A 20,563-nucleotide genomic window follows, 5' to 3' on the forward strand; every position below is an offset into this window, starting at 1 on the left:
GGTTCCTGGCTTGTTTGTGTGGAAGCTAACCAGCCTACAGCCAGCTGGCCTCCTTCGCTACCGCCAAGTGTGTCGGTTATTGTGGGAATCTAGGGGAATCTTGTCATGTAATACCTTGCCAACGTCATCGTGTCTAATTGAATGTCAGGGGGAATACAGCAGCGCACGATCAACTTAGTTATTTTTTCGTCGCAACATCACTACACGGATACTACAATGCTGTAACGTTCCAGGTTCCGAAATATTGCTTTTAATTGAAAAATCAACAGCTGCTAAAAAGCGTGATCATAAATTTTTGTTGTGGCTTTTTAATGTGGGGCATTCGTGATAAAACCGTTTTAACTATGTCTTTTATGGATGGAATACTGGGGTGAATTGATGTGAGAGCCTAGTTTCTCAGGGTTTACCCATAGGGTCCTATCTGGTTTGCCAGCTAAAACTTTCTGAAGTATTGTTATATATAATTGAGAGGCGTTAATGTCTAAATGTCAAAATCAATCAATACCAAGTACTGAGCATATCGTTGTAACTGGATCTAGTACTATTGAGGTCAAGCCTGATCTTGCAATAATAAGCGTTTCAATTCAAAAAGCTGATAATCTAATGGTTGAAGCGAAAGCAAATGTTGATGAGAGAACATATAATTTAATAAATTATCTAAAGAGTGTAGGTGTTAGAGAGCGAGACATAAATACCTCTAAGCTCCGTATTGCACCTAATCGTGAGTATCGCAATGGAGAATATATTGAAAAAGATTATAAGATTGACAGGGACCTTACCATCAAATTGAGAGATTTAGCAAAATATGATGAGGTGCTGGAAAGGCTTGTTCAGATTCCAATTGATAAAGTGCCGAACATAAAAATGGAAATTAGTAATAGAAAAGGAGTTGCCGAGTGCGCTATTAGGGAGGCGATAGAAAATGCAAAGAGCGAAGCAAAATTAATTGCTGAGCTAATGAGTGTGAAACTCGGCCCCATATATAGCATTTCGAACGCTTGGAGCAGCGACAAAAGTTCAATTGGCGCTGCAGTTTCTCGTGCTAACTATAATGAATCTAGTTTTGAGCCTGGTACTATAGAAATAAATGGTGGTATAGAAGTTGTGTATTATCTCGAGAAATAGCGTTTTGACGATACTCTGTATTCCCCTGCAAGGGTAGTGCTCATCGATGGTTGAAAACTACGATTAAGTAACTGCCACAGTAAAGTGGCTGTAATTTCCTGTTACAGCTAGTTAGGAAGGGGGTGAGATGATATGGACAATTTGAGCGTTGTCCAGGATTCTAAAGATTGCGCTCGCGTTCAGAGGAGCTGATACGGCTAGAGGATTCACTCGTATTTCGGGGTATGGGGTTCTTGTCTTCTAGAGTCGCCTGAAGTTTTTGCGCTAGCTTGCGAGCGGTGGCACGGTAACTGGTGAGTTTGCCTCCGGCAACGGCGAGTATACGGGGGGCTTGCTCATTGTCACAGCAGATCATGGATTCCCGTGAGCGGGCGAATGGGCTTTTTGCTGCTTCCGGGAGGACACGTAGGCCGGCGAAACTTTCACAAATATCTTCTACTTGCAGGCCACGGGTCTGGGTGAAGTACTGTTGAACTGTGTGTAAAAGATACGCTTCCTCCTCCACAGTAGGGACTACATCCCGAGGGTCACCGGAGTATGGGCGCTCGGTGGTTCCCACCAGGGTTTTATCCTGCCATGGCATTACAAAAACCGCGCGACCGTCCTCGGCCTCGACATAAAAAATCCTATTTCCTAGGGATAGCGGCAGTAATATGTGGGTGCCTGCGACTAAGTCAATCGGGGGGAGGGCGACTGGCGGAGAACAGCGCATATTGGTTGTGGCCACCCAGGGGCCGCTGCAATTCACCAGAGCGCGAGTGCGTAGAGTATTGAGTTTGCCATCGGCTACGTAATCTACACGCACGCAATCTTCGGTAACTTCCGCACCAACCAAACTGCCAGGACAGATGATTTGTGCGCCGTGTGCGACGGCCGATGCGACGACATCGCGAGTTAGGGCGGCGTCATCCGTTTGTGCGTCGTAATAGCGAAATACTGCGAGGAGGCCTTCTCGCTTGAGGCCTGGTAGTGTGTCCCATTCGGTCTTTGGCAGAGAACGGAACCGTCCCGCGCCGTTACTGATGCCGGAGAGTAGTGCATAGAGGCTGAGCCCTAGCCTAACTACCCATGGCGGTCTACTGCTATTCCGGTAGACGGGGATATAAAAAGGCACCATGCGCACCAGTTGGGGCTTATTCTCCAATAGCCAGCTGCGCTCTCGCAGACACTCATACACTAAGCGAAATTGACCACTTTCCAGGTAGCGTAAGCCTCCGTGAATCAACTTAGAAGATCGTGAGGAGGTGGCGGCGGCAATACCGAGTTGTTCAAGGATGACCACTGAGTAGTGGGCTTCGGCCAGGGCCTCGGCAGTGCCGGCACCGAGGATTCCGGCACCTACCACCAGAACGTCAAAATCCGTAGACATCACTCGCTTCCCGAGAGCGCATTAACAGGGGTAGGTTGCCTGTCAAAATATGATGTGCGCCCCGCTTGCGCCACAGTACCGCCTCTTCTGTGGAATTGATCTCGTAGACTACCCACTGCCATGGGCCTGGCGGCAAATCATCGCATTCGACAAAACTGTCGCGGATCAGCAGGTATTCAGGGGCGAGCGTCACAATATCCGCCGACAGGCAGCGGGAAACACTGCTGACTTGCAGGGCCACTCTGTGCCAACCCATATTACGGGCTGCACGTAAACTGCGGCAGTCCTGAGTGAGCAGTGCAAAGGACTCGCGCTCATTGCGCATCAGTTCAAGCAACTTTTCAACGGCGGTGGTAAAGCCTATCCCAGAGATATTGGCGGCGGAAATACCTACAAACCAGTCCAGGTGGCGATGACAGCTGGCCCAGTCTATCAGTTGGATAAAAGAATTGATGGGCTGGTGGTGTAGTTGGGAGTCCCTCAGCTCATGGAAGAAATGGGCGCGATTATCACTGGGTAAATGCAGGGTATCACTGTGAAAACACCAGGGTGTGCCGTCCAGGCTGAAGCGGACATCGCACAGGATGGCACAAGCGCCCAGATTATGGGCTGCTTCGAAGGCGGCGATAGTGTTCTCCGGTTGGCGGGTCTTGTCGCCTCGGTGCGCGATTAGCATGTGAATTAGGTCCGGGAAGCGGGCGTTATTGTCGGATGAATATGGGGCAAGAGCGCCCTGTCACCAATGGGTATTTCGGACCTGGGTAGGCCCCAGGTCTTACAGGAAAAATAGACCCTGCTCCGGTTGTTGCAAGCATGCTGGGGCTGAAATATTGGCGCTTGATACCATCAGCCGACAGCGGGGATTGTCCTCGCTAGAATTAGGTTCGATCGACAACTGTAGTCGGCGCAAATATGACGGTGTTGAAACTCCGAGAGGCGTGGCCTGTATTCGGAGATTTAACGCTGGCTGTGGTGCAGCTCATCTTTGGGATGGCGTCACCCCCGATACAAAGTATTTTGGCAACGGGTAGTACAGTATCCGCTAGCGCTCGGATTGTCTTCATATTGCCTCCCGGGGTGATACAGAAAAGGGAGCTAAGCATGAGCTGTGTTTGAGAAATATTTCCGCACAGCATTTCGGCTTGGTCGCAACTGGATTGGGTGGAGGTGAACAGCAGGAGTCTCTTTCACAGGGAGCAGGAGGTTACCTCCCTGTAGTGCGATTGAAAGGTCACTCTCAATTGGCTATTACAGCGGAATAATTATCTTTCCCAAGGCTTGACTGGTAAATAAAGCCAACTGTCGCCTGCTCATAGTGTAAAATACCGCCACCAGAATAATGAATGCCGAGTTATTCACTTTCCTATGAAAAAGATATTCCTTGCATTGCTTTTGGCAATTTCACAGCCAGCCCTGGCTGCGATGTCTCTAGACAAAGTAATCCTTTACCTCGATGACACTCCCAGTGCTCGGGATGACGTTGTAATCACCAACCCGGATAATGAGACTCTGTACTTACAAACAGAGATTTTCCGGGTGGATAACCCCGGTCAGGAGAATGAGCAGCGTGTAAGGGTGGTGAACCCCGATGAATTCAAGCTTCTTGTCAGCCCAGCCAAGGCAGTCCTGGCACCAGGAGAAAGAAGACGTTTCCGCCTGATGGCCTTGGATCGTGACCTGGAAGAAGAGAAAGTTTATCGGGTGACGTTCAAGCCAGTTGTCGGAAAAATCAAAACTGAGCAAACGGCCTTAAAAATTCTCGTGGCCTACCAGGCCTTGGTGTTTGTACAGCCGAGCGACGGCCAATATAAAGTTGAGCTTGTTGGGGAAGGAGATAGCTACAAACTGGTTAATGATGGCAATATCAATATTGAAGTTGTTGAAGTACGTCACTGTCTCGACGATGGAAGCTGTAAAAAATTGAATGTATCGGGCCGTTTGTATGCCGGAACTCACCTCTCACTTGAGGACGTTCCAAAAGATGGAGAGCTGGAAGTACTGTTACGTGGGCGCAAAAGCGAAAGGGTTCGTTTCCCTCTTAACAGTTAGCCTAACTTTTTTTCGATATAGCCACTAAAGTTAGTGGCTTTTTTATTTTTTTCTGCCTCGAGAGGTTTAATTTGGTGTTGGCTTCTGTGGTAAATCTACTGGCTACTAACCGTCACCGTCAAAACATCGGTATAAAATGGTTCGTTGGCATTTTCCCAGTCTGACGGGGAGACGCTGATATAGATTCTCGCGTTGTCAGAAATACAGGACTCATCAGTCCTGCGGGAGAAGCTGCCAGGCACGTCCCCGAGTCCTCCGGGTGCTATGCCGCTGGTGCCCGTTAAGTCATCTGAGAAAGTTACTGTATAGGGTATATTTTCGCTTGATCCACCTAGCTCATAACCGCTGCTTCCACCACCGCCGGTACTGCCATTACTACTGCTAAGGTTAACGGTATAGTTGGAAAAGCCGATACCGCCCACACAGAAATCTTCTGATCCTTCAATAACCTGGCCTAAAGTGATACCTGAATTACTCAGGTCGATATCTCCCAGGTTGCGAATAGTAATATTTGGTTCTACCTCCAAGACTATGTCGAACTCTATAGTTTCTGTATCAATGAGGAAAAATAATCGATACTGACTTAGCTCCATTTGGAAACTGCCAGAGTATCGACTGGAAGATGGAGTGAGAGAACTATCTACTTCGACAGAAAGAAAAGCATCTGCATCGTTCGTGGTACCACCAAAGGAGCCAGCCAGAACTCCTGGATTTAATGCCTCTGTAACGCCTTCATTGGAAGTGAATGTTATAGAAATATCAATTTGCTCTCCGTTATCTGAGATCAGTGAAAAAGTATTACCGTTTAGCGATGATATTTCTAAATAGTATGGCCAGGCATTACCGCGTCGACGGCTGCGTAAAGTGAAAGGGATATCCTTGGGGTCTGTTTCGTAATTTAAAGTATGGGAGCCTCCAAGATTACAGGTGCGCAATCTGCCATTACCGGAGCAACTGGTCTGTGAATTCACTGGTAAGCTCATTCCCATACTTAGGATAACCATGAAATAAACAGGCCAAATAGCTTTTTTCAGAAGTGTTTTAGTGGTGTACACCTTTTGCCTCCGAGGTGTATTCGATTTGGCAAAGAGCACGAGATTGCTCAATGGTGCCCAAATTTAACCAGCTTTCCCCAACGGATTGGATTTTTATAGGAATACGGCAGTTACTCCAAGTAATTTCTTGGGAGGCTAGAGTCTTTTGGTCGCCGCTCACCTCCAGCTGGAAGACGCCGTACTGATCGGTAATGGCATTGTGATCGCCGATGAAAACTTGAATATTGGCTATTCCCTCATCTTCGTCCATCAGCCGACCTAATACCAGCGTCTGAGGCAATACCTGGTAGCTCGCTGAACTTACGTTGCCGGGGTAAAGCGTTACGGTTTCATTTGTCTCACGGAAATCGAAGAAGCCTTGCTCAAGTGGGCGCAGTGATAAGACGTAACTTTTAAAGGCTGGTAGATTGATAACGGATTTATTGCCGCCCTTGGCATAGCCACGCCGAACACCGTTTACCAGTACTTCAAAATCTTGTTGATCACTTCCCTCAATATCGACAATCACCGCGCTTTCCAACGCTCTCTCGCCTCCCCAGGCCAGCTCTTGTCCTGTGGAGATTAGATTGGTGCTAAACCCTCCCAGGTAATTAATGGCATCCCCCTTATCATCATGAGTGAATCCGACAGTGGCATTTACATAGCCCATATGACCTGCAAGATGGGTGCGGCTTTCCAGGTAATTTACCCCCGGCGCTTGTTCGACGGAAAGCTGTTGCTCAAATTCCGGTGCCCATAAGCCTTGGTCGCGCCAGCGGGTATGAAAAGCTAACCGCTCTCCACCTGTACCACTATCACTGTTTTCACTGTGCAAATTGGCGGTGTGTTGCCAGTGCTTTGACCGCAAACGAAACTGGATACCAATACTGGTATATTGCTGTCCATCGGCATCGCTGTGGGAAAGGCTTGCGTTGCCTATCCAGCTTGGGTTTTGAAAGAAATTGCGGCGAAATTCCAGGGTTGTCAGCTTGCGCGCCCCGTCGGAAGTATCATCCACGGTGAAGCCGCCGGGCAATAAGCTTTGAGCCTGATCTCGCTCGCTATAGCGCAGGGAAAGCTGCCCCCCCATAATTCCACTCTGTAGGCTAAAGCTGCGCTGGGAATAGCCACCGGATAAAAGCCGATAACTGTTATCCTCCGGCAACTGGTTTTTTGTTGAAAGCTTGGTCTCCATCGCACTTATGGTGGCGAAAGGGGTTTTTAGCAGTGCTTGCAAGCGGTGGCCACTGCGACCCTCGTTGGTAGTTACCAGGCTGGGGGAAAATTCCAGGTATTGCCCCACCCAGCGCAGGCCAACCTCCGCCAGCTGCTGCTTCTCTGCGGCAGCTACTGAAGCGAATAGTCCTGTGCCGGTTGAAAGGCGGCGCGCAATCGAACCTTGAATCAGCCCTTCATCATAGTGCTCGGGCAAAGTGCCCGTATTGTAGGGCAGCGTGGGCAATCCTGCTTGGAAACTCCAAAACCACTCTCCCGGAGCCGGCAGCAACGAGTCCTTGGCAAAAAATTCTGTGTGCTGGCTGAGTGCTCTCCCGGTCTCATCGTATGTACGAATCTCCACTTCGTAGGCACCATGCGGCATAGTGGAGGTATTTAATAAACGGTTACCCGCCTCCAATAGTTCTGTGTGAACCAGGCGTTTATCCCAATAGACTTCAATCCGCCCGCGCACTGGCATATTAATTTCCAGCGGGGCTCCCTGCTGGTACTTAATATCAGTACGGCTTCGCTGAGAGCTGCGCAGCTCTAAGCCGTATAGAGCTTCCTGGGTTTTAAAGAAATTATGCCCACCCTGCGGTTGCAGCAATCCCACTGAATAGGCCTGTCCGCGAAAATCCCTGCTCCAGTGTAAAGTGTGAAGCCGGCTACCCTGTTCTGTCGCGTTGGACCAGCGGCTGTGCAGCGCGCTTTCACCAAAACTGATAATGGTATTACCGTTTAGTGTTGCCTGGTAACTGCTGGGGCCCCAATCACTTTCGACGCCGCTCCAGGTGCCACTGAGGTTTTGCACTGCAGAAAAGTCACTGCTCGCAGCGGGTAGGTAAGGGTCTTTAATGGCTGCTTGTTGAGGCAACAGTTCGGGTGCAAAAAACAGATCAAGCCGAAAACGCTCTTCATCATAGATAACTGCGAACTCCTCCGGAAGCAGGTATCCACAGTTCACTTGCCTAGCTGAGTGACAGATATATTGTGTATTTTTTGACTGGCTTGTTCCCAGTAAAGTGAGCACCCGTTCAGGATCTTTCACTACTGGCAGAAGGGCGAGTACAGATTCGGGGGAATCAAAGCGGATATGGTTAGACTCTACCGAAGCCTGCGCGGCCCCAATTTCCTTACCACCGTAATAGAGATCAACCACAAGATGTTCGGAGACTAGCAGTGCATCAAATCCTTCCGGCACTGAAGTTTCCAGCAAGAAGGTAGCCGCTGTTGCTGCTAGGGCATCAGATTTAAGGACTTGCGCCAAGCAAAGAGCCAGCGCCAGCCCTCTCGGGTGACGTCCTGCCATAGGGAGCTATCGGAGCAGCTGCTAGAGTCCAACTGCTCTCTAAATTACTCGGAAGCTACGGTGATCAGGAGGGTATCGGTATAGATAGTGCCATTTAGTACATCTTCATTCTGCCAATCGTTTTGATTTACAGTTACCTGGAAGCGAGCATTGTCTGATCCACAGGAATCAGCCTGTCTGTCCAAGTTGTTGATGGGAGTACCGCTTGTTACTGGCTGATAACTTTCAGAGGTATCGTTTACAAATTCAACGCTATAAGGAACATTTACGCCATTTCCCGTTAAGACAAACGCAGTGCCATTTTCAGGGTCGTCATCACTGTCAAAACGAATGCTAAATGTTGAAAAGCCAAAGCCGGCTACACAAAAAGTACTATCGCCCTCTACAGGATCACTTAGGTTACTAATCGTCAAAGGGATATCTTTGACTCCACTAATTTCAATAGTGGGAGTAATACTTAAAGTGATTATGCTGTTTGCGCTATCCTCAACAGCCATTGAGGCCAGTGAAGTGCTGAAAAGCAAGCCTGCCGTGACCGCAGAGATCAGTGAACGAACTACATTTTTTTTCATGGCCTATCTTCCTGAGTGGTTGATTTATCATTCAGAGGAAAAGTTGCTCGCGGAAATCCCTGCACAATAACGGCTAATGCGTTAGCCAAGCTGTTCCATGTTTCTGGCGGCGATCATACTTTTTTCGTGATAGAAGTCACGCCATTTGTGCACTTTATTAGAGTGGTGGCGCCAAAAACATCTTTATGTTTGGGAATTGCTGTCTGTGCCCGACGACCGGCCAGCGCTATAATCCCGCGCCTTGAACAGTTCTTTATCCACCTTCTATCAGGTTTATCATGACCGTAAGAACCCGAATTGCACCGTCACCAACCGGTGACCCCCATGTTGGTACTGCCTATATCGCTCTCTTCAACCAGTGTTTTGCCCGAGCACAGGGTGGCCAGTTTGTACTTCGTATTGAAGATACCGATCAGCAGCGCAGCACCCCGGAATCCGAGAAAGCGATTCTCGACAGCCTGCGCTGGTTGGGTTTGGATTGGCAGGAAGGTCCAGATGTAGGAGGTCCCCACGGCCCCTACCGCCAGAGCGAACGCGGTGATATTTACAAAACTTACTGCGACGAGCTGGTACAGAAAGGACATGCCTTCCATTGCTACCGTACCGCGGAAGAACTGGAGCAGCTGCGTGAAGGGTTGCGCGAAGCAGGGCGCACTTCACTGAAGCCCAGCGACCTGGCCCTGCCGGAAGAAGAGGTAGAGAAGCGCCACGCCGCCGGAGCGCCTTATGTTGTGCGCATGAATGTGCCTGAGAGCGGCACTTGTGTAGTGGAAGATCTGCTGCGCGGTACTATCGAGATTGACTGGGCCCAGGTAGATGCCCAGATTTTGCTCAAGTCCGATGGAATGCCCACCTACCACCTGGCGAATGTGGTGGATGATCACCTGATGGAGATCACCCATGTACTTCGTGGTGAAGAGTGGATTAACTCAGCGCCCAAGCACAAGCTGCTGTATGAATACTTTGGCTGGGAAATGCCGGTGCTCTGCCACCTGCCGCTGTTGCGCAACCCGGACAAGACGAAGCTTTCCAAGCGAAAGAACCCCACCTCTATTCTCTATTACCAGCGCGCCGGCTTTATGCCCGAAGCCCTGCTGAACTACCTGGGTCGTATGGGGTGGTCCATGCCGGATGAGCGTGAGAAGTTCTCCCTCGAAGAGATGCTGGAGCACTTCGACATTCAGCGTGTCTCCCTGGGCGGCCCGGTGTTCGATGTGGAGAAACTGTCCTGGCTGAATGGCCTGTGGATTCGCGAGCTGGAAAATGAGCAACTCGCCGATCGCCTCACCGAGTGGATGTTTAACCGCGAAAATCTGCTCAAGGTACTGCCACAGGCCAAAGAACGTATGGAGACATTTGGAGACTTTGCTCCTCTGGTTAGCTTCCTCGCCTCCGGCAAATTGCCCCTGACTGAAGAGAGCTTCAGCGGTAACAAGCTACCCCTGGATGACCAGAAGAAACTGCTGCAATTTGCCCTGTGGCGCTTCGAAGCCCTGCGTGCTTGGGACAAAGACAGCATCTTCCAGGCAGTGAAAGCCCTGTCCACGGCCATGGAAATCAAACTGAAAGACTTCAACGCCCCACTGTTTGTCGCCATCAGCGGCACCACCGCCTCCTTCTCTGTGATGGAAGCCATGGTACTCCTGGGCCCCGACCTCAGCCGCGCCCGCCTGCGCCAGGCAATCGACGTACTGGGTGGCGCTGGGAAAAAGGTGCTGAAGCGCTGGGAAAAGGAGTACGCCGGACTCAATTAAGGCTTTGCTGCCTTCATAGCCCTCGGAAGTGACAGCTTCTGAGAGCGCCCATTTTTGGCAGCTAACTAATTGATTAAAAAGTTATTTTTTCTGTTGACAGGCGTCTAAACCTTGCTAAAATGCGCCCCGCTTTCGACGGAAACGTCAGGCAGCAGAATTTGGGGCTATAGCTCAGCTGGGAGAGCGCAACACTGGCAGTGTTGAGGTCAGCGGTTCGATCCCGCTTAGCTCCACCAAATTTCCCTTGCCTATCAAGGGGTTGCGAGAAGAGGTTCACGGCCTCTTATCCAGTGGACAAAAACGTGAACAAAAACTCGCAAGAATGAAAAAAGGGCCTTTAGGGCCCTTTTTTTTGCCTGGATTTTCCCATTTTAAAATATTCTTATCTTGGCCTGTTCAGCTGGGTCGATATCGCTTTGGTATTGCTCTGAGTTGTGTAAGCCAGCTCTGAATATCTAATAAGAAAAGAACAATAGAGTCGCTTTATATTTTCCACAATAATCGTACCAATTAAGAGGAGGTAGTTCTTCATTTTTGCCCCAAGACGGATGACTTTTGAGATGCAAAGTAAGGTGTTATAAAAGAGCTTTTCCTGGATTAATTGTTTAGCAATATGAGGAGTTACATGAGCCTTCTTGGAGAACTATTAAACTTAAAAAGAGAGCGTGCCGCTAAAGCTCCTTTTTCGTCTCTTCTTGATTTTGAACAATGGTCTGAAGCAGTCAGCCCGATTCTTTCTCTTAATGAGCTATATGAGCGAGAATTTTTACAAGCCGTAACTGCGGCCATTGTAACTTACAGGATAGGAAATACAGCTGACTCAAATACGAATATGAACAATGCAGTAGGAATTCTCAATAAAGCTATTAAAAAAGCAGAAATTATTGATAGGTCTGATAGTAATTTAAATAATAACATCATTGTTTTTTATGTCTCACAAGAGCGTATTGATGCTTTGAAAAATTTGGATGAAAGATTTGATCATGTGCCGCCAATATTTGGTTGTCGGGCCTTTTCAGAGGTCGCAAATAATTATCGTGGAACAAGATCATTTGGAGAATCAATGAAAGCTTTGGATATCCAAATACGCAAAATCACAGATTCTTATCTTCATACTCAAATTAGAAAAAAGGAAGTAGTCCCTGTAGAACAGCAGGTAGTGGCGAGAAGTTCTCTTGATCTCTTATTGTCTGAAATAATTAGAGTTGGTTAAGTTTATAGTAAGTATTGAAATCGGCTTACTGGCGTTTTTCCTAAAGTTGCTTGTTGAATTGGTGTTCTGGTGAATGTAAAACAATTTTTGATGTTTTCTTTATCGATTATTTTTCAGAGGTTGAGATTTTCGATAAAAATTATGAAGTGTTTGAGGTTTATTATAATCCTGTTGTTGATAAGTTTTTCTTCAGCTTGTGCTAATAGACATAAATCTTTCGCTACTATAAATAGTTTTCCGGATGGTGCTTGTGCAGTTCAGGAATTAAAGTCGGTAGAGGGTGCAATCAGAGCCTGGAGGGGAGTCTTGAAGGCCAATACTCTCGGATATGATTTTGATACAGATTCAACTCTTTATCGGGTTCTAACTCCGAAGGTACTTGGGACCATAATTTTCTTTCAATATGAACCAAGTAACGAGAGTGAGATAGGCGCGATTGTAACTACTAAATTACTCTATAATATTGAGGATGAAAAATATCGAAAAAGAAAGCAAAGAGAACTGTATGAGAGTCTAACGAACATCATTACTCATTGTATTTCAAGGGCATCGATTTAGGCTAAGCTTATGATTGTCATTTGGAAAAAGGAGTTTCTAGGCCTTTTCTGTTTCAAAACTTCCTACCGATTACCTGTTCATCCAAGTAGATACTGATCTCCTCATACTCGATGCCGTGTCTCGCTTGATATGCTTGTGTGACACGCTCATCGGTATGCGCAATCAGTTGCTGCACTGACTTAACGTCATACCCCATTCGCTAGAATCGGTCTGAGACGAGACTGCATACTTCGTGGAAGCTGGGTGGGGTTTAGTTCTTGGGAAGGCTGATATATAAGCCGGTAACGTTACGCGCTTCTGTAAACTTATCGCTAAGCCGATCAGGATTTACTTGGCTGGCTAGCTCTTTGCTTTTCTCCGTGCGACGTTGTTTAAGTATGTGGATAAGTAGATAGCGATAATCTGATAATTTGATATATTTTGCTTTACTTCTATGGAGTTCTAACAAGATTTTACAGCGGTCCTCAAAGGACTGTTGATTTATACGTTAAGGGATTAAAACACATGACCAAACTGTTTTTGACCTCATATCTCGCTGAGGTTGCTGACTTAATTGGAGGTTGTGAGGAAGGTCTTGAAGGGAAGGCGGTTACATTTATTCCAACTGCAAGTATTCCCGAAGAGATTGATTTTTATGTTGATGATGCGAGGAGGGCCTTCGAAAGGCTGGGCCTTACTGTGGATAACTTGGATATATCCACAGCCTCGATCAGTGAGATTGAAAATAAACTTAAGAATAATGAATACATTTATGTGACTGGCGGCAATACTTTTTTTCTGCTTCAAGAGCTGAGGCGGAGTGGGGCGGATAAAGTCCTACTGGAGCAGGTAAAATCCGGTAAAACCTATATTGGTGAGTCGGCAGGTTCTGTCATACTTTCACCAAATATTGCGTATATCCAGGAGATGGATAATGCCGATGCTGTAAAGGGTTTAGAGTCTTATGAAGGGCTGAATCTGGTGGATTTCTACCCGTTACCTCACTACGGAAATCAACCCTTTAAAGATGCCGCTGAGCATATCCTCTCTAGCTTTTCCAATGAGATAAATCTCTATCCTTGCAGTAATAACCAGGTGATTGCTGTTGTTGATGGCAGTGCTGAGCTTCTAACCGTAGAAGGTGAGTAAGTTCGCTCTGCTCGTACTAACTTGGGTTGATACCTTGAGCTGAGTGAGTATCGAAGTTATTAAAAGGGCTTTTCTAGCCCTTTTTTAAAACTCTCGGCCGATTGCTTGCTCATCCAGGTAAATAGCAATTTCTTCGTAATCGATTCCATGCCCAGCTTGGTACGCCTGGGTAACGCGCTCGTCAGTATGGGCCATTAGGTGTTGTACATCCTTCACGTTATATCCCATCCGTTTAAACCGGTCAGAGGCGAGGCTTCGAACTTCGTGGAAACTGGGTGGAGTTTGGTTCTTGGGAAGGCTGATATATAGGCCGGTAGCGTTTCGCACCTCCGTAAACATATCACTGAGCCGATCGGGGCTGACTTGGCAGATGTGCTCTTTCGTCTTCCCCGTGCGGCGTTGCTTGGGTGTGTGGCTCAGTAGGTAGGGGCAGCGAAAGTTTCTGATGCTCAGCTCTCTTGCTCGGCTAACGAGTTTGCCTAGCTGCTGATGAGTCGTCAGGTTAAAGCTTAAGTGGCTGGCTGCGAGGCTATCCCGTTGCGCTTCGGATTTGTTAATGGTTTTGCGTAAATAATCACCTTGAAGGTGCTTATCAAAACGAAGCTCACAGATATCGGCGCGGCGCATGGTGGTGAGCATACTGATACCCATGGCCAATTGAAGTGCTTCATAACCAAGCTCGTCAGCTTTCTCATAAATGGCCCGGTAGGCCTCCAGGGAGAGGTGCTGCCGTTTCTTGGTGGGCTTCCCTTTTTCCAGTAGGCGAGGGCGGTCAACTGCGGTGGTGAAGGGGTTGCTATCGAGTTTGCATAAACCCTCTGCCATTAAGTAATTAAAAAATTTATTAAACTCTGCACGGCGTGCGTGCTGTTGATGGTAGGTAAGGGATTCCCACCATTTGCGTAAATCAGCCAGTTGGGCTTTGTGTATGGGGGTAGCCTCGAAGGCTTCGCCAAACCGCTTTAAGGCGTTGCAGCGGTTGCGCCAGCTGGCTTTGCTGGGTAAGCGTGGGTCGTTCTCTGTTCGCCACTCTATATAGCGTATGGCATGGTAGGCGAAGCTGGATCTATCAGGTACTTTGGCTGGTTTTCGTTTAATACCCTCCCCACGCACAGCATTGGCTTCTATGGCCATACGCATGGCATCTTCTAATGATGCAGAGAAAACGCGATAGCGTCCGTCAGGTAAGCAGTAACGCCAATAATTTTCTCGTTTGCGTGCGTCCGGGTAGAGGTTATCGGGTAGTGGAGTGTCGCCCCACATGCGGGGCTTTCTGGGTCTGGCCATTTCCTTGCTCGACTGCAGCTTTGTTGGTGTTGTTGTTAGCCTGCCAGCAGGTCCAGCCCGCTTTTGGGCTGGCCATCGTTGATGGCGGTATTCTGAGCTGGGCTTTTGCCGGTGTGATCGCGTATGGCGAATCGGTCGGCATCGACATAGGGTTCCCCGGCAATGATCTGGCCGGGGATATGTTCGGCGGTGATCCATTCAATGATTTTGTCCCTACCAGGGCGAGAGCCTAGTTCAAATTGCTCTCTGGCCCAGGTAGCGCCTTTTACTAGCTTACCCACAGGGCAGCCCTCCGTGGCTTATTCAGGTAAAGCTCGTTCCTTTAGTTCACCGTCAACGACGCTATAGGTAGTGAATGTATCAGTTTCTTTATCGAAGATTTGTACCCAGTATTTGAAGCGTTTTTCTTTGGCAATTTGCTCTGCTTTTTCCTTCACTTCTTCCAGGGTTTCTACAGATTCCTGAAAGTCATTGGCGCCGCCCATTAATAAGTTATAGGTGCCGCAAAATAGTGCATATCGTTTCATTGGGTTCTCCTAGTTTAAAAAGGGGCTCCATACCGGCAGCCCAAGGATGGTTACCTCTGACTGAATGCGCCGGGGCGCGGTTAAATCTTTAGCTGGCCCGAGGGATGGTGCCTTTTTCGATTAAGTCCCGAATCCACACCATGCCTTTCGATGTCACTTTGGTATTGATATATGGCACCTTCACCGGGCCGCGGCTATATTCGGCATTCTCTGCAACCAGTAGTCCCTGCTGTACTGCGGTTTTGGTGGGGGAATTGCGCATGGGTTCGCGGCTGTGCAAAAGGTCATTATTGCGAAGCAGTTTCAACAGGTTGTTCCTGCCCATGTCCAGCGTTCGGGCGGCTTGAGTGATTGTGAATAGTTTTTCCTTTTTCACGCGGCCTCCTAGTTATCCACAGTTTGTTTTGAGGGCTGGCCTTGGATGGTTTCGGAGAGTACGGCTATTTGCTCTCGCATGCTGTTTATTTGTAACTGCTGAGCTTCTACCGTGGCCAATAGGTCTTGAGTGATTTGCAATAGTTGGGAGAATTCATTCATGGTTCGTCCCTACTATTTTTTTGAACTTCCTCTCCCTTCCAATTGCCAGCTCCCAGTATTTGCAAAGCTGACAACTCCAGCCGCGCAATAACAGCTTTCCATTGAATACTGGCTCTGTGGGTTTCCCGCAGTGGGCGCAGTGTATTCGCGGGAGCGGCTGGGCTTGGTTCACGCAGCGCTCTTCCTCTGGGTTTCGAGGTGAGACCACTCGATACAAAGGGTGCGAAACTTTTTCTCGCCTTGTGCAATAACACTTTGGGGCTCTTTGCCCATGTAGCGAAGCGTGATTACGTTGAGCGCATGCTGGTAGTTATCCCCATCCAGTAGGGCGAGCTCGGCAACGGGGATCGTGAAATCATTGCTATTCCAGGCTGAAAGCAATACCTGTGCAGCAATTGCGCTAGCACCGGAGTAGCCGTTGGCCACGGTAAGCAGAGTTTCCACGCTTTGCTTTGGACTGAAATAATTCATGCGGCATCACCTCCAAATGGCGGCCAGTCATTGCCCTGTGTTGGCCGGGCCAAAGTAGGTTTTAGCTGTGCCTTTACCGTGCGGCGGCACTTCTGATTTGCAGCGATGATGGGCCCGGTATAACCACTGGGGCGATTGGTGTCGCGCTGAGTTTCAGTTTTTGGAAAGTCATAGACTGTGGCGGTCATACGATGCCCTCGCGGTTATTGTGGATGCGAATAGTTCGAATAGTGGGGCGGCGTTGGATACGGGTGCGTAATTGCTCCTGCGCATCGGTACCAATACCGCTAAGAACTGAGGCGATTAGGGCGAACTGAATGAATCCGTGCTTTACCGCTTTGGCTACGGCTTCAGTGCTATTGCGGGCATGCAGCTTGTAAAAGCATTCCGCCAGCAAGTTAGTGACATTCGCCACGGAGCACTGCATAGCTTCGGCGGTCTCTTTGTTGGAGAGGCCGCGGGCGCGATGTGTCAACGCTTCCGCCTGGCGTGGAGCCAGTTTTCTGAAGTTGGTCGCGATGTGCATTGAGTGCCCTTTCAGTTTCTTATAGGGCGACAATAGTAAAACCCTATTCCTTGATAAATAGGGAAATACTATTCCTGGTGTGTATGGGCGCCATTAGTAGATCTCTAACTTCGTTAGAGGTCTGGTAAGGAAAATTACATTGTGTAGTTTGAGATGGCGGTCGCACGTTTGTGTGCAACTGCTGGCTGGATAGAGTCAGGAGAAAAGGTTACTCCGGGTAGAAGGATCCAATGATTACACCACAAAAGTTCACCTCTAAATCCGTGATATCGAGCGTGGGGTAATTTGGATTGATGGGGCGCAGAAATAAACGTCCCATATCTTCCGTAAAAGTCTTGAAGGTAGCCTCGCCATTCAAGCGAGCGATTACGCGGCTGCCGTTCTCCACCGGTTTTTCTGGGTCAACGAAGATAATGATTCCTTCTGGGTAGCTTCTTTGCCCTGGATATGGGCTTGCCATGCTGTCGCCTTTCACTCGTAACGCATAGGCGTGATCTGAGTGTGGCGTAGGGCAGGGTAGCCACTCTTCGGCATCACCTGGCTGAAAGAGGTCCATCGCTTCGCAAAACTGCCCAGCTTGCACCCAGCTGATTAGCGGAATGCGCCCCTTAATTTCTGGGCCCTTTGTCAAATTGTCGGATATGGATACGTCGGGCTCATTAGATTGCGGCCAATCCATCCAGCCAGCTTTCAACCCTAGAGCAGCTTCAATTTTCCTGGCGGTACGGGATCCAATGTTGGTGTGACCGCCACAGAGCTGGTTGATGTAGTTATTGTCTGGGTAGCCCAACTTCTCAGAAATAGTATTTCTGCCGTGTTTGTCGGCTAGCAGATTGAGGTTGTCTTTGCGGATGTCTTTGATTTCCATCGCTTAATTATGCCATTAGGAAAACACTAACTGGTATTAGGGAAACACTATTGACGGAGGAATAGTAATTCCCTATTGTTTCGCCAAGGGAGGGCTAACCAATGACACCGCGACAGTTCTATTACACGTATTCAAAAAAGAGAGTGGCGCAAGTGGCCGAGGAAGCTGGGACCACCTTTGCCAACTTCAAGCAGATTGCTGTTGCACGTGGTGCGGTTGGCCGAGGTTTGGCAGAGAGATTGTGCAAAGCATCTGGTGGGGTGATTTCTGAACTCGAGTCTCTATATCCAGAGCGCTATGAAAAACCTGTGAATATTCTGCACGCAAGCTAACCGAATAGGAGTTTGCAGGTAAAACCTGAAGAACAATCATTTTCAAATCCCTCTGTTGTGACATGGTGATTCTGCTGCTTGTGGAGTAGGGCGGTAATCCGGTGCGCTATATGGAAATTTATACAGGAGGTGCGTAGTGAGCTTTGAAGCTGCGGCATGGGCCATAAAACGCAGGACCAGAACACCAACCGCAAAGCTGGTTTTAATCGCGTTGGCCGATTGCCATAACAGTGATACCGGGCAGTGTGATCCGGGCAATGCCTACCTGGCCGATGTTGCGCAATGTACAAAGCGTTCGGTGATTAATGCCATCGAAGAGTTGGAAGAATTGGGCTACCTGAGTGCCGAAAAATCCAACGGGCGTAGAACCAATTATGACCTCTTTTTACACGTAAACCGGTGCAATGATTTCACCGGTGAAAATAAAACACGAACCGGTGAAATCTGTGCACCCAACCGGTGAAAATGACAACACGTCCTTCTCTATAGAACCAGTAAGAACCAATAAGAAACCAGTAGAGAGAGGCACAGTTCCAAATCGCGCCAACCCCAAACGCGGCACACGCTTGCCTGGAAACTGGGTTCTCACGGACAAATTCCGCACCGAAGCCCAACGCCTCCGCCCGGACCTGATCCCCCGAATCCACGACATTGCCGAAAGCTTCCGCGATTACTGGATATCCCAACCCGGTCAGCGCGGCGTAAAACTCGATTGGCTCGCCACCTGGCGTAACTGGCTAAAACGCGAGAAATACATCACTCCGCAACCCCGGGCGTTAGGGCAACAGCGAACACGAAGTCTCAGCGCAGTCGAAATCGCAACGGATACCAACTGGTAAAACCCAATCACCAAGGAGAGTTCACCATGAGCACAGTCAGCATCCCAGAAGCCATAACACGGATTTCCACAACCAACCCCAGCAGCCCCCTAGCCGTATTCCACACCAAGTCCGCCAACCTTGTGGAGGTTGTGTTTGCGAATACGGTGGTTACCCAATTCTGGATAAACCAGGGCCATATAAATTACCTGGGCACGTATCACCGAGACAATTTGCACGCGGCTGAAAGGCGGTTTCAGGATTACTACGAGAGTATGCCGAAGGCAGCTTGATGGGCTGCTTGATGGGGTGCTTGGCTGGTTTTTGGTTTTAAAGATTTGAAGAGGGGAGGGGCAATGTCTGAATTAGGTATACGTGAACTGTTGTGGGAGTGGTCCCGAGCCTACCCGGAGAGAGCAGGGGGTTCCATATCCTGGCCGCGTAAGTCTGCCTTTGCGCGGGAGATGGTATCAGGCCATAGGGAAAACCCCATACCGGTGAATGAGGCAAGAGCGGAATAAACCGATCAGGTTGTAGGTATATATCTTCGGGCAGCTAAGAAGCGTAGCAACAAGGGAAAGGCTGAACTGGAGTTAAGGGTGTTTTGGCTTCGCTATTTCCGTAGGTGGGAATTACAGGAGGTTGCCAAGGTGGTTAAGAAGTCGGTGGCGAGTATTAAGACACTGTGCCAAATCATTGAGTCGAGCATTGAAATAGCATTCAGGATGCAGGAAAGATTTCATTGACATAGGGAGCGATGTTTTACTCTTCATTTCAGGCGTCAGGATAGTTCTTAGGAGGTCATGGCAACATAAAATCATATGCTATGACCTAATCTACTATTTAGGGATTTAAAACTTTTCGCGTCATCATCGAGTATTGCTATGCAAAATAAGGACTTAAAGAAGCTATTTCTGCTCGCTATTCTATTTGGCTATGCATCATTTTCATTTTCGGAGAAGTTACCGGACCCGATGAAGCTAAATGTTGCGATAGAGAAAGATGCGCCACCTTATGTGGATAATCGTGCCGAGCGCGGACTCGAGGTGGATGTAATATTGAAATCCCTCCCAGGATATTCGATAACCTTTTTACAGATGGAGTGGGGGTATATTCCAGATGCTATGAATAAGGGGATTGCAAATGCAGAAGCAAATGCGATCAAGCATGAAGATCCGAATAAATACTATTACTCAAACTACTATATCGGGTTTGTTAATTATGCAATTAGCCATAAAGGGAAGGGTTATATAATTGATAGTGTGGAAGATCTTGTTGGGCATGATCTCATTGTTTGGAAGAACGCACACCTGGTTCTAGGGCCGGAGTTTAAGCGTCTGTTCTCCCCTGGGGCACCGAGCAGAAAGAATTATGTTGAGGCACAAGACTCAAAGAACCAAGTCCTGGATTTCTGGAAGAACCCAGATTCTGTAATTATTATCGATAAAAGCATTTTTACGAATTTTTCCATCATAGAAGGGCACTCAATGGATAAGGTGGATATCCATAAGATTTTCCTGCCGGTTACCAAGTTTAAAATGGCATTTAAGGAAGAAAAGCCTAGAGATGATTTCAATAAGGGTTTGGCTCTTCTTTGCTCTAAGGGTGTGTACGCCAAACTACTGGAGGAATATGGTGTTCCTAAAAAAGCAAATGTATGCCCGTAAGGTGTGTGTTAGTTGGAATCTAAAGGGGCTGAGTGTGGTAGCGGATCTTCTCGATGACAGGTTAACCAGTGTAGAGCGCCTTGAAAACTGTATATCTTGACAGCTAGCTTTGAAATAAGTAATCTCTGGAAAGCTGTTGAGTTTTGACGCAGCGAATAAGAATACTTCCTAAAACCGGCCTCTGAGCCGGTTTTTTTATGC

At 48.2% G+C, this 20,563-nt stretch carries 25 protein-coding genes and 1 tRNA gene; 12 read left to right on the top strand and 14 right to left on the bottom strand.

The features are described from left to right. Positions 1 to 477: 477 nt before the first annotated feature. A complete protein-coding gene (locus tag ACCI49_RS17160) occupies positions 478 to 1,125 on the top strand; it encodes an SIMPL domain-containing protein (RefSeq protein ID WP_371840340.1) in 648 nt (215 codons plus the stop codon). A 160-nt stretch (positions 1,126 to 1,285) separates the two neighbouring features. Here the strand turns inward: ACCI49_RS17160 and ACCI49_RS17165 are convergent, their stop codons facing one another. Further along, positions 1,286 to 2,494, bottom strand: coding sequence for a glycerol-3-phosphate dehydrogenase/oxidase (locus tag ACCI49_RS17165; protein ID WP_371840341.1), 1,209 nt, complete (start codon positions 2,492 to 2,494; stop codon positions 1,286 to 1,288). Further along, the gene (locus tag ACCI49_RS17170) at positions 2,478 to 3,170 is read right to left on the bottom strand and encodes a glycerophosphodiester phosphodiesterase family protein (protein WP_371840342.1); all 693 of its coding nucleotides are present in this window, start codon (positions 3,168 to 3,170) and stop codon (positions 2,478 to 2,480) included. The genes ACCI49_RS17165 and ACCI49_RS17170 overlap by 17 nt, the downstream gene beginning before the upstream one ends. Before the next feature lie 689 nt (positions 3,171 to 3,859). Here ACCI49_RS17170 and ACCI49_RS17175 point away from each other — a divergent pair. Continuing rightward, the gene (locus ACCI49_RS17175) at positions 3,860 to 4,543 is read left to right on the top strand and encodes a fimbrial biogenesis chaperone (RefSeq protein ID WP_371840343.1); all 684 of its coding nucleotides are present in this window, start codon (positions 3,860 to 3,862) and stop codon (positions 4,541 to 4,543) included. A 95-nt stretch (positions 4,544 to 4,638) separates the two neighbouring features. On the opposite strand, the gene ACCI49_RS17180 is transcribed toward ACCI49_RS17175, so the two are convergent. From ACCI49_RS17180 to ACCI49_RS17190, 3 genes are all read right to left on the bottom strand, one after another. Further along, the gene (locus tag ACCI49_RS17180) at positions 4,639 to 5,514 is read right to left on the bottom strand and encodes a hypothetical protein (RefSeq protein WP_371840344.1); all 876 of its coding nucleotides are present in this window, start codon (positions 5,512 to 5,514) and stop codon (positions 4,639 to 4,641) included. A gap of 70 nt (positions 5,515 to 5,584) precedes the next feature. Continuing rightward, positions 5,585 to 8,104: a TcfC E-set like domain-containing protein gene (locus tag ACCI49_RS17185; protein ID WP_371840346.1), complete on the bottom strand. Its 2,520-nt coding sequence runs from the start codon at positions 8,102 to 8,104 to the stop codon at positions 5,585 to 5,587. A 44-nt stretch (positions 8,105 to 8,148) separates the two neighbouring features. Next, positions 8,149 to 8,676: a hypothetical protein gene (locus tag ACCI49_RS17190; RefSeq protein WP_371840347.1), complete on the bottom strand. Its 528-nt coding sequence runs from the start codon at positions 8,674 to 8,676 to the stop codon at positions 8,149 to 8,151. Positions 8,677 to 8,954: 278 nt separating this feature from the next. Between ACCI49_RS17190 and gltX the strand changes: the two genes are divergently transcribed. The 4 genes from gltX (at position 8,955) to ACCI49_RS17210 (ending at position 13,329) form a co-directional block, all read left to right on the top strand. Further along, entirely contained in the window at positions 8,955 to 10,430 is a 1,476-nt protein-coding gene (gltX, locus tag ACCI49_RS17195) for a glutamate--tRNA ligase (RefSeq protein WP_371840348.1), read from the top strand. A gap of 160 nt (positions 10,431 to 10,590) precedes the next feature. Continuing rightward, positions 10,591 to 10,666: transfer RNA gene (locus ACCI49_RS17200), tRNA-Ala, on the top strand. 389 nt (positions 10,667 to 11,055) lie between these two features. Next, positions 11,056 to 11,643 carry a hypothetical protein gene (locus tag ACCI49_RS17205; RefSeq protein WP_371840350.1) on the top strand — a complete coding sequence of 196 codons (588 nt, stop codon included), beginning with the start codon at positions 11,056 to 11,058 and terminating at the stop codon, positions 11,641 to 11,643. A 1,062-nt stretch (positions 11,644 to 12,705) separates the two neighbouring features. Next, positions 12,706 to 13,329, top strand: a complete 624-nt coding sequence (locus ACCI49_RS17210) for a Type 1 glutamine amidotransferase-like domain-containing protein (RefSeq protein ID WP_371840351.1) — start codon at positions 12,706 to 12,708, stop codon at positions 13,327 to 13,329. A gap of 84 nt (positions 13,330 to 13,413) precedes the next feature. Here ACCI49_RS17210 and ACCI49_RS17215 read toward each other — a convergent pair whose 3' ends face one another. The 9 genes from ACCI49_RS17215 to ACCI49_RS17255 all read right to left on the bottom strand — a co-directional run bounded on the left by ACCI49_RS17215 (position 13,414) and on the right by ACCI49_RS17255 (position 17,545). After that, on the bottom strand, positions 13,414 to 14,616 hold the full coding sequence (locus ACCI49_RS17215; protein ID WP_371840352.1) for a tyrosine-type recombinase/integrase: 1,203 nt from the start codon (positions 14,614 to 14,616) through the stop codon (positions 13,414 to 13,416). Positions 14,617 to 14,651: 35 nt separating this feature from the next. Further along, on the bottom strand, positions 14,652 to 14,897 hold the full coding sequence (locus tag ACCI49_RS17220) for a hypothetical protein (RefSeq protein ID WP_371840353.1): 246 nt from the start codon (positions 14,895 to 14,897) through the stop codon (positions 14,652 to 14,654). An 18-nt stretch (positions 14,898 to 14,915) separates the two neighbouring features. After that, positions 14,916 to 15,143: a hypothetical protein gene (locus ACCI49_RS17225; RefSeq protein WP_371840354.1), complete on the bottom strand. Its 228-nt coding sequence runs from the start codon at positions 15,141 to 15,143 to the stop codon at positions 14,916 to 14,918. A gap of 88 nt (positions 15,144 to 15,231) precedes the next feature. Then, the gene (locus tag ACCI49_RS17230; protein WP_371840356.1) at positions 15,232 to 15,519 is read right to left on the bottom strand and encodes a phage antirepressor KilAC domain-containing protein; all 288 of its coding nucleotides are present in this window, start codon (positions 15,517 to 15,519) and stop codon (positions 15,232 to 15,234) included. An 8-nt stretch (positions 15,520 to 15,527) separates the two neighbouring features. Continuing rightward, positions 15,528 to 15,680, bottom strand: a complete 153-nt coding sequence (locus ACCI49_RS17235) for a hypothetical protein (RefSeq protein ID WP_371840358.1) — start codon at positions 15,678 to 15,680, stop codon at positions 15,528 to 15,530. A 168-nt stretch (positions 15,681 to 15,848) separates the two neighbouring features. Next, positions 15,849 to 16,151 carry a DUF7673 family protein gene (locus ACCI49_RS17240; protein WP_371840360.1) on the bottom strand — a complete coding sequence of 101 codons (303 nt, stop codon included), beginning with the start codon at positions 16,149 to 16,151 and terminating at the stop codon, positions 15,849 to 15,851. Then, complete coding sequence (locus ACCI49_RS17245) at positions 16,148 to 16,339, bottom strand: hypothetical protein (RefSeq protein WP_371840362.1); 192 nt, start codon at positions 16,337 to 16,339, stop codon at positions 16,148 to 16,150. Before ACCI49_RS17245 ends, ACCI49_RS17240 begins: the two co-directional genes overlap by 4 nt. Beyond that, positions 16,336 to 16,677, bottom strand: a complete 342-nt coding sequence (locus tag ACCI49_RS17250) for a response regulator transcription factor (protein ID WP_371840363.1) — start codon at positions 16,675 to 16,677, stop codon at positions 16,336 to 16,338. Before ACCI49_RS17250 ends, ACCI49_RS17245 begins: the two co-directional genes overlap by 4 nt. Positions 16,678 to 16,885: 208 nt before the next feature. After that, on the bottom strand, positions 16,886 to 17,545 hold the full coding sequence (locus tag ACCI49_RS17255) for a LexA family protein (protein WP_371840364.1): 660 nt from the start codon (positions 17,543 to 17,545) through the stop codon (positions 16,886 to 16,888). Positions 17,546 to 17,646: 101 nt separating this feature from the next. Here ACCI49_RS17255 and ACCI49_RS17260 point away from each other — a divergent pair, with 101 nt between their 5' ends. The 6 genes from ACCI49_RS17260 to ACCI49_RS17285 all read left to right on the top strand — a co-directional run bounded on the left by ACCI49_RS17260 (position 17,647) and on the right by ACCI49_RS17285 (position 20,362). Next, positions 17,647 to 17,877: a hypothetical protein gene (locus ACCI49_RS17260; protein WP_371840365.1), complete on the top strand. Its 231-nt coding sequence runs from the start codon at positions 17,647 to 17,649 to the stop codon at positions 17,875 to 17,877. Between the two features lie 136 nt (positions 17,878 to 18,013). Further along, a complete protein-coding gene (locus ACCI49_RS17265) occupies positions 18,014 to 18,340 on the top strand; it encodes a helix-turn-helix domain-containing protein (RefSeq protein WP_371840366.1) in 327 nt (108 codons plus the stop codon). Further along, a complete protein-coding gene (locus ACCI49_RS17270; RefSeq protein ID WP_371840367.1) occupies positions 18,324 to 18,716 on the top strand; it encodes a hypothetical protein in 393 nt (130 codons plus the stop codon). The genes ACCI49_RS17265 and ACCI49_RS17270 overlap by 17 nt, the downstream gene beginning before the upstream one ends. 26 nt (positions 18,717 to 18,742) lie before the next feature. Further along, the gene (locus tag ACCI49_RS17275; protein ID WP_371840369.1) at positions 18,743 to 18,988 is read left to right on the top strand and encodes a hypothetical protein; all 246 of its coding nucleotides are present in this window, start codon (positions 18,743 to 18,745) and stop codon (positions 18,986 to 18,988) included. 63 nt (positions 18,989 to 19,051) lie between these two features. Then, entirely contained in the window at positions 19,052 to 19,216 is a 165-nt protein-coding gene (locus tag ACCI49_RS17280) for a hypothetical protein (RefSeq protein ID WP_371840371.1), read from the top strand. Positions 19,217 to 19,579: 363 nt separating this feature from the next. Continuing rightward, positions 19,580 to 20,362, top strand: a complete 783-nt coding sequence (locus ACCI49_RS17285; RefSeq protein ID WP_371840373.1) for a transporter substrate-binding domain-containing protein — start codon at positions 19,580 to 19,582, stop codon at positions 20,360 to 20,362. Positions 20,363 to 20,563 lie beyond the last annotated feature (201 nt).

It is taken from the genome of Microbulbifer epialgicus, assembly GCF_041447265.1.
Classification (GTDB): domain Bacteria; phylum Pseudomonadota; class Gammaproteobacteria; order Pseudomonadales; family Cellvibrionaceae; genus Microbulbifer; species Microbulbifer epialgicus.

Bases quoted from the DNA above. Each gene is read 5' to 3' on its own strand.
- ACCI49_RS17205 (WP_371840350.1), top strand. From the start codon at position 11,056: ATGAGCCTTCTTGGAGAACTATTAAACTTAAAAAGAGAGCGTGCCGCT.
- ACCI49_RS17255 (WP_371840364.1), bottom strand. From the start codon at position 17,545: ATGGAAATCAAAGACATCCGCAAAGACAACCTCAATCTGCTAGCCGAC.
- ACCI49_RS17210 (WP_371840351.1), top strand. From the start codon at position 12,706: ATGACCAAACTGTTTTTGACCTCATATCTCGCTGAGGTTGCTGACTTA.
- gltX (WP_371840348.1), top strand. From the start codon at position 8,955: ATGACCGTAAGAACCCGAATTGCACCGTCACCAACCGGTGACCCCCAT.
- ACCI49_RS17275 (WP_371840369.1), top strand. From the start codon at position 18,743: ATGAGCACAGTCAGCATCCCAGAAGCCATAACACGGATTTCCACAACC.
- ACCI49_RS17285 (WP_371840373.1), top strand. From the start codon at position 19,580: ATGCAAAATAAGGACTTAAAGAAGCTATTTCTGCTCGCTATTCTATTT.
- ACCI49_RS17160 (WP_371840340.1), top strand. From the start codon at position 478: ATGTCTAAATGTCAAAATCAATCAATACCAAGTACTGAGCATATCGTT.
- ACCI49_RS17260 (WP_371840365.1), top strand. From the start codon at position 17,647: ATGACACCGCGACAGTTCTATTACACGTATTCAAAAAAGAGAGTGGCG.
- ACCI49_RS17215 (WP_371840352.1), bottom strand. From the start codon at position 14,616: ATGGCCAGACCCAGAAAGCCCCGCATGTGGGGCGACACTCCACTACCC.
- ACCI49_RS17225 (WP_371840354.1), bottom strand. From the start codon at position 15,143: ATGAAACGATATGCACTATTTTGCGGCACCTATAACTTATTAATGGGC.
- ACCI49_RS17240 (WP_371840360.1), bottom strand. From the start codon at position 16,151: ATGAATTATTTCAGTCCAAAGCAAAGCGTGGAAACTCTGCTTACCGTG.
- ACCI49_RS17170 (WP_371840342.1), bottom strand. From the start codon at position 3,170: ATGCTAATCGCGCACCGAGGCGACAAGACCCGCCAACCGGAGAACACT.
- ACCI49_RS17250 (WP_371840363.1), bottom strand. From the start codon at position 16,677: ATGCACATCGCGACCAACTTCAGAAAACTGGCTCCACGCCAGGCGGAA.
- ACCI49_RS17235 (WP_371840358.1), bottom strand. From the start codon at position 15,680: ATGAATGAATTCTCCCAACTATTGCAAATCACTCAAGACCTATTGGCC.
- ACCI49_RS17190 (WP_371840347.1), bottom strand. From the start codon at position 8,676: ATGAAAAAAAATGTAGTTCGTTCACTGATCTCTGCGGTCACGGCAGGC.
- ACCI49_RS17245 (WP_371840362.1), bottom strand. From the start codon at position 16,339: ATGACCGCCACAGTCTATGACTTTCCAAAAACTGAAACTCAGCGCGAC.
- ACCI49_RS17185 (WP_371840346.1), bottom strand. From the start codon at position 8,104: ATGGCAGGACGTCACCCGAGAGGGCTGGCGCTGGCTCTTTGCTTGGCG.
- ACCI49_RS17280 (WP_371840371.1), top strand. From the start codon at position 19,052: ATGTCTGAATTAGGTATACGTGAACTGTTGTGGGAGTGGTCCCGAGCC.
- ACCI49_RS17175 (WP_371840343.1), top strand. From the start codon at position 3,860: ATGAAAAAGATATTCCTTGCATTGCTTTTGGCAATTTCACAGCCAGCC.
- ACCI49_RS17165 (WP_371840341.1), bottom strand. From the start codon at position 2,494: ATGTCTACGGATTTTGACGTTCTGGTGGTAGGTGCCGGAATCCTCGGT.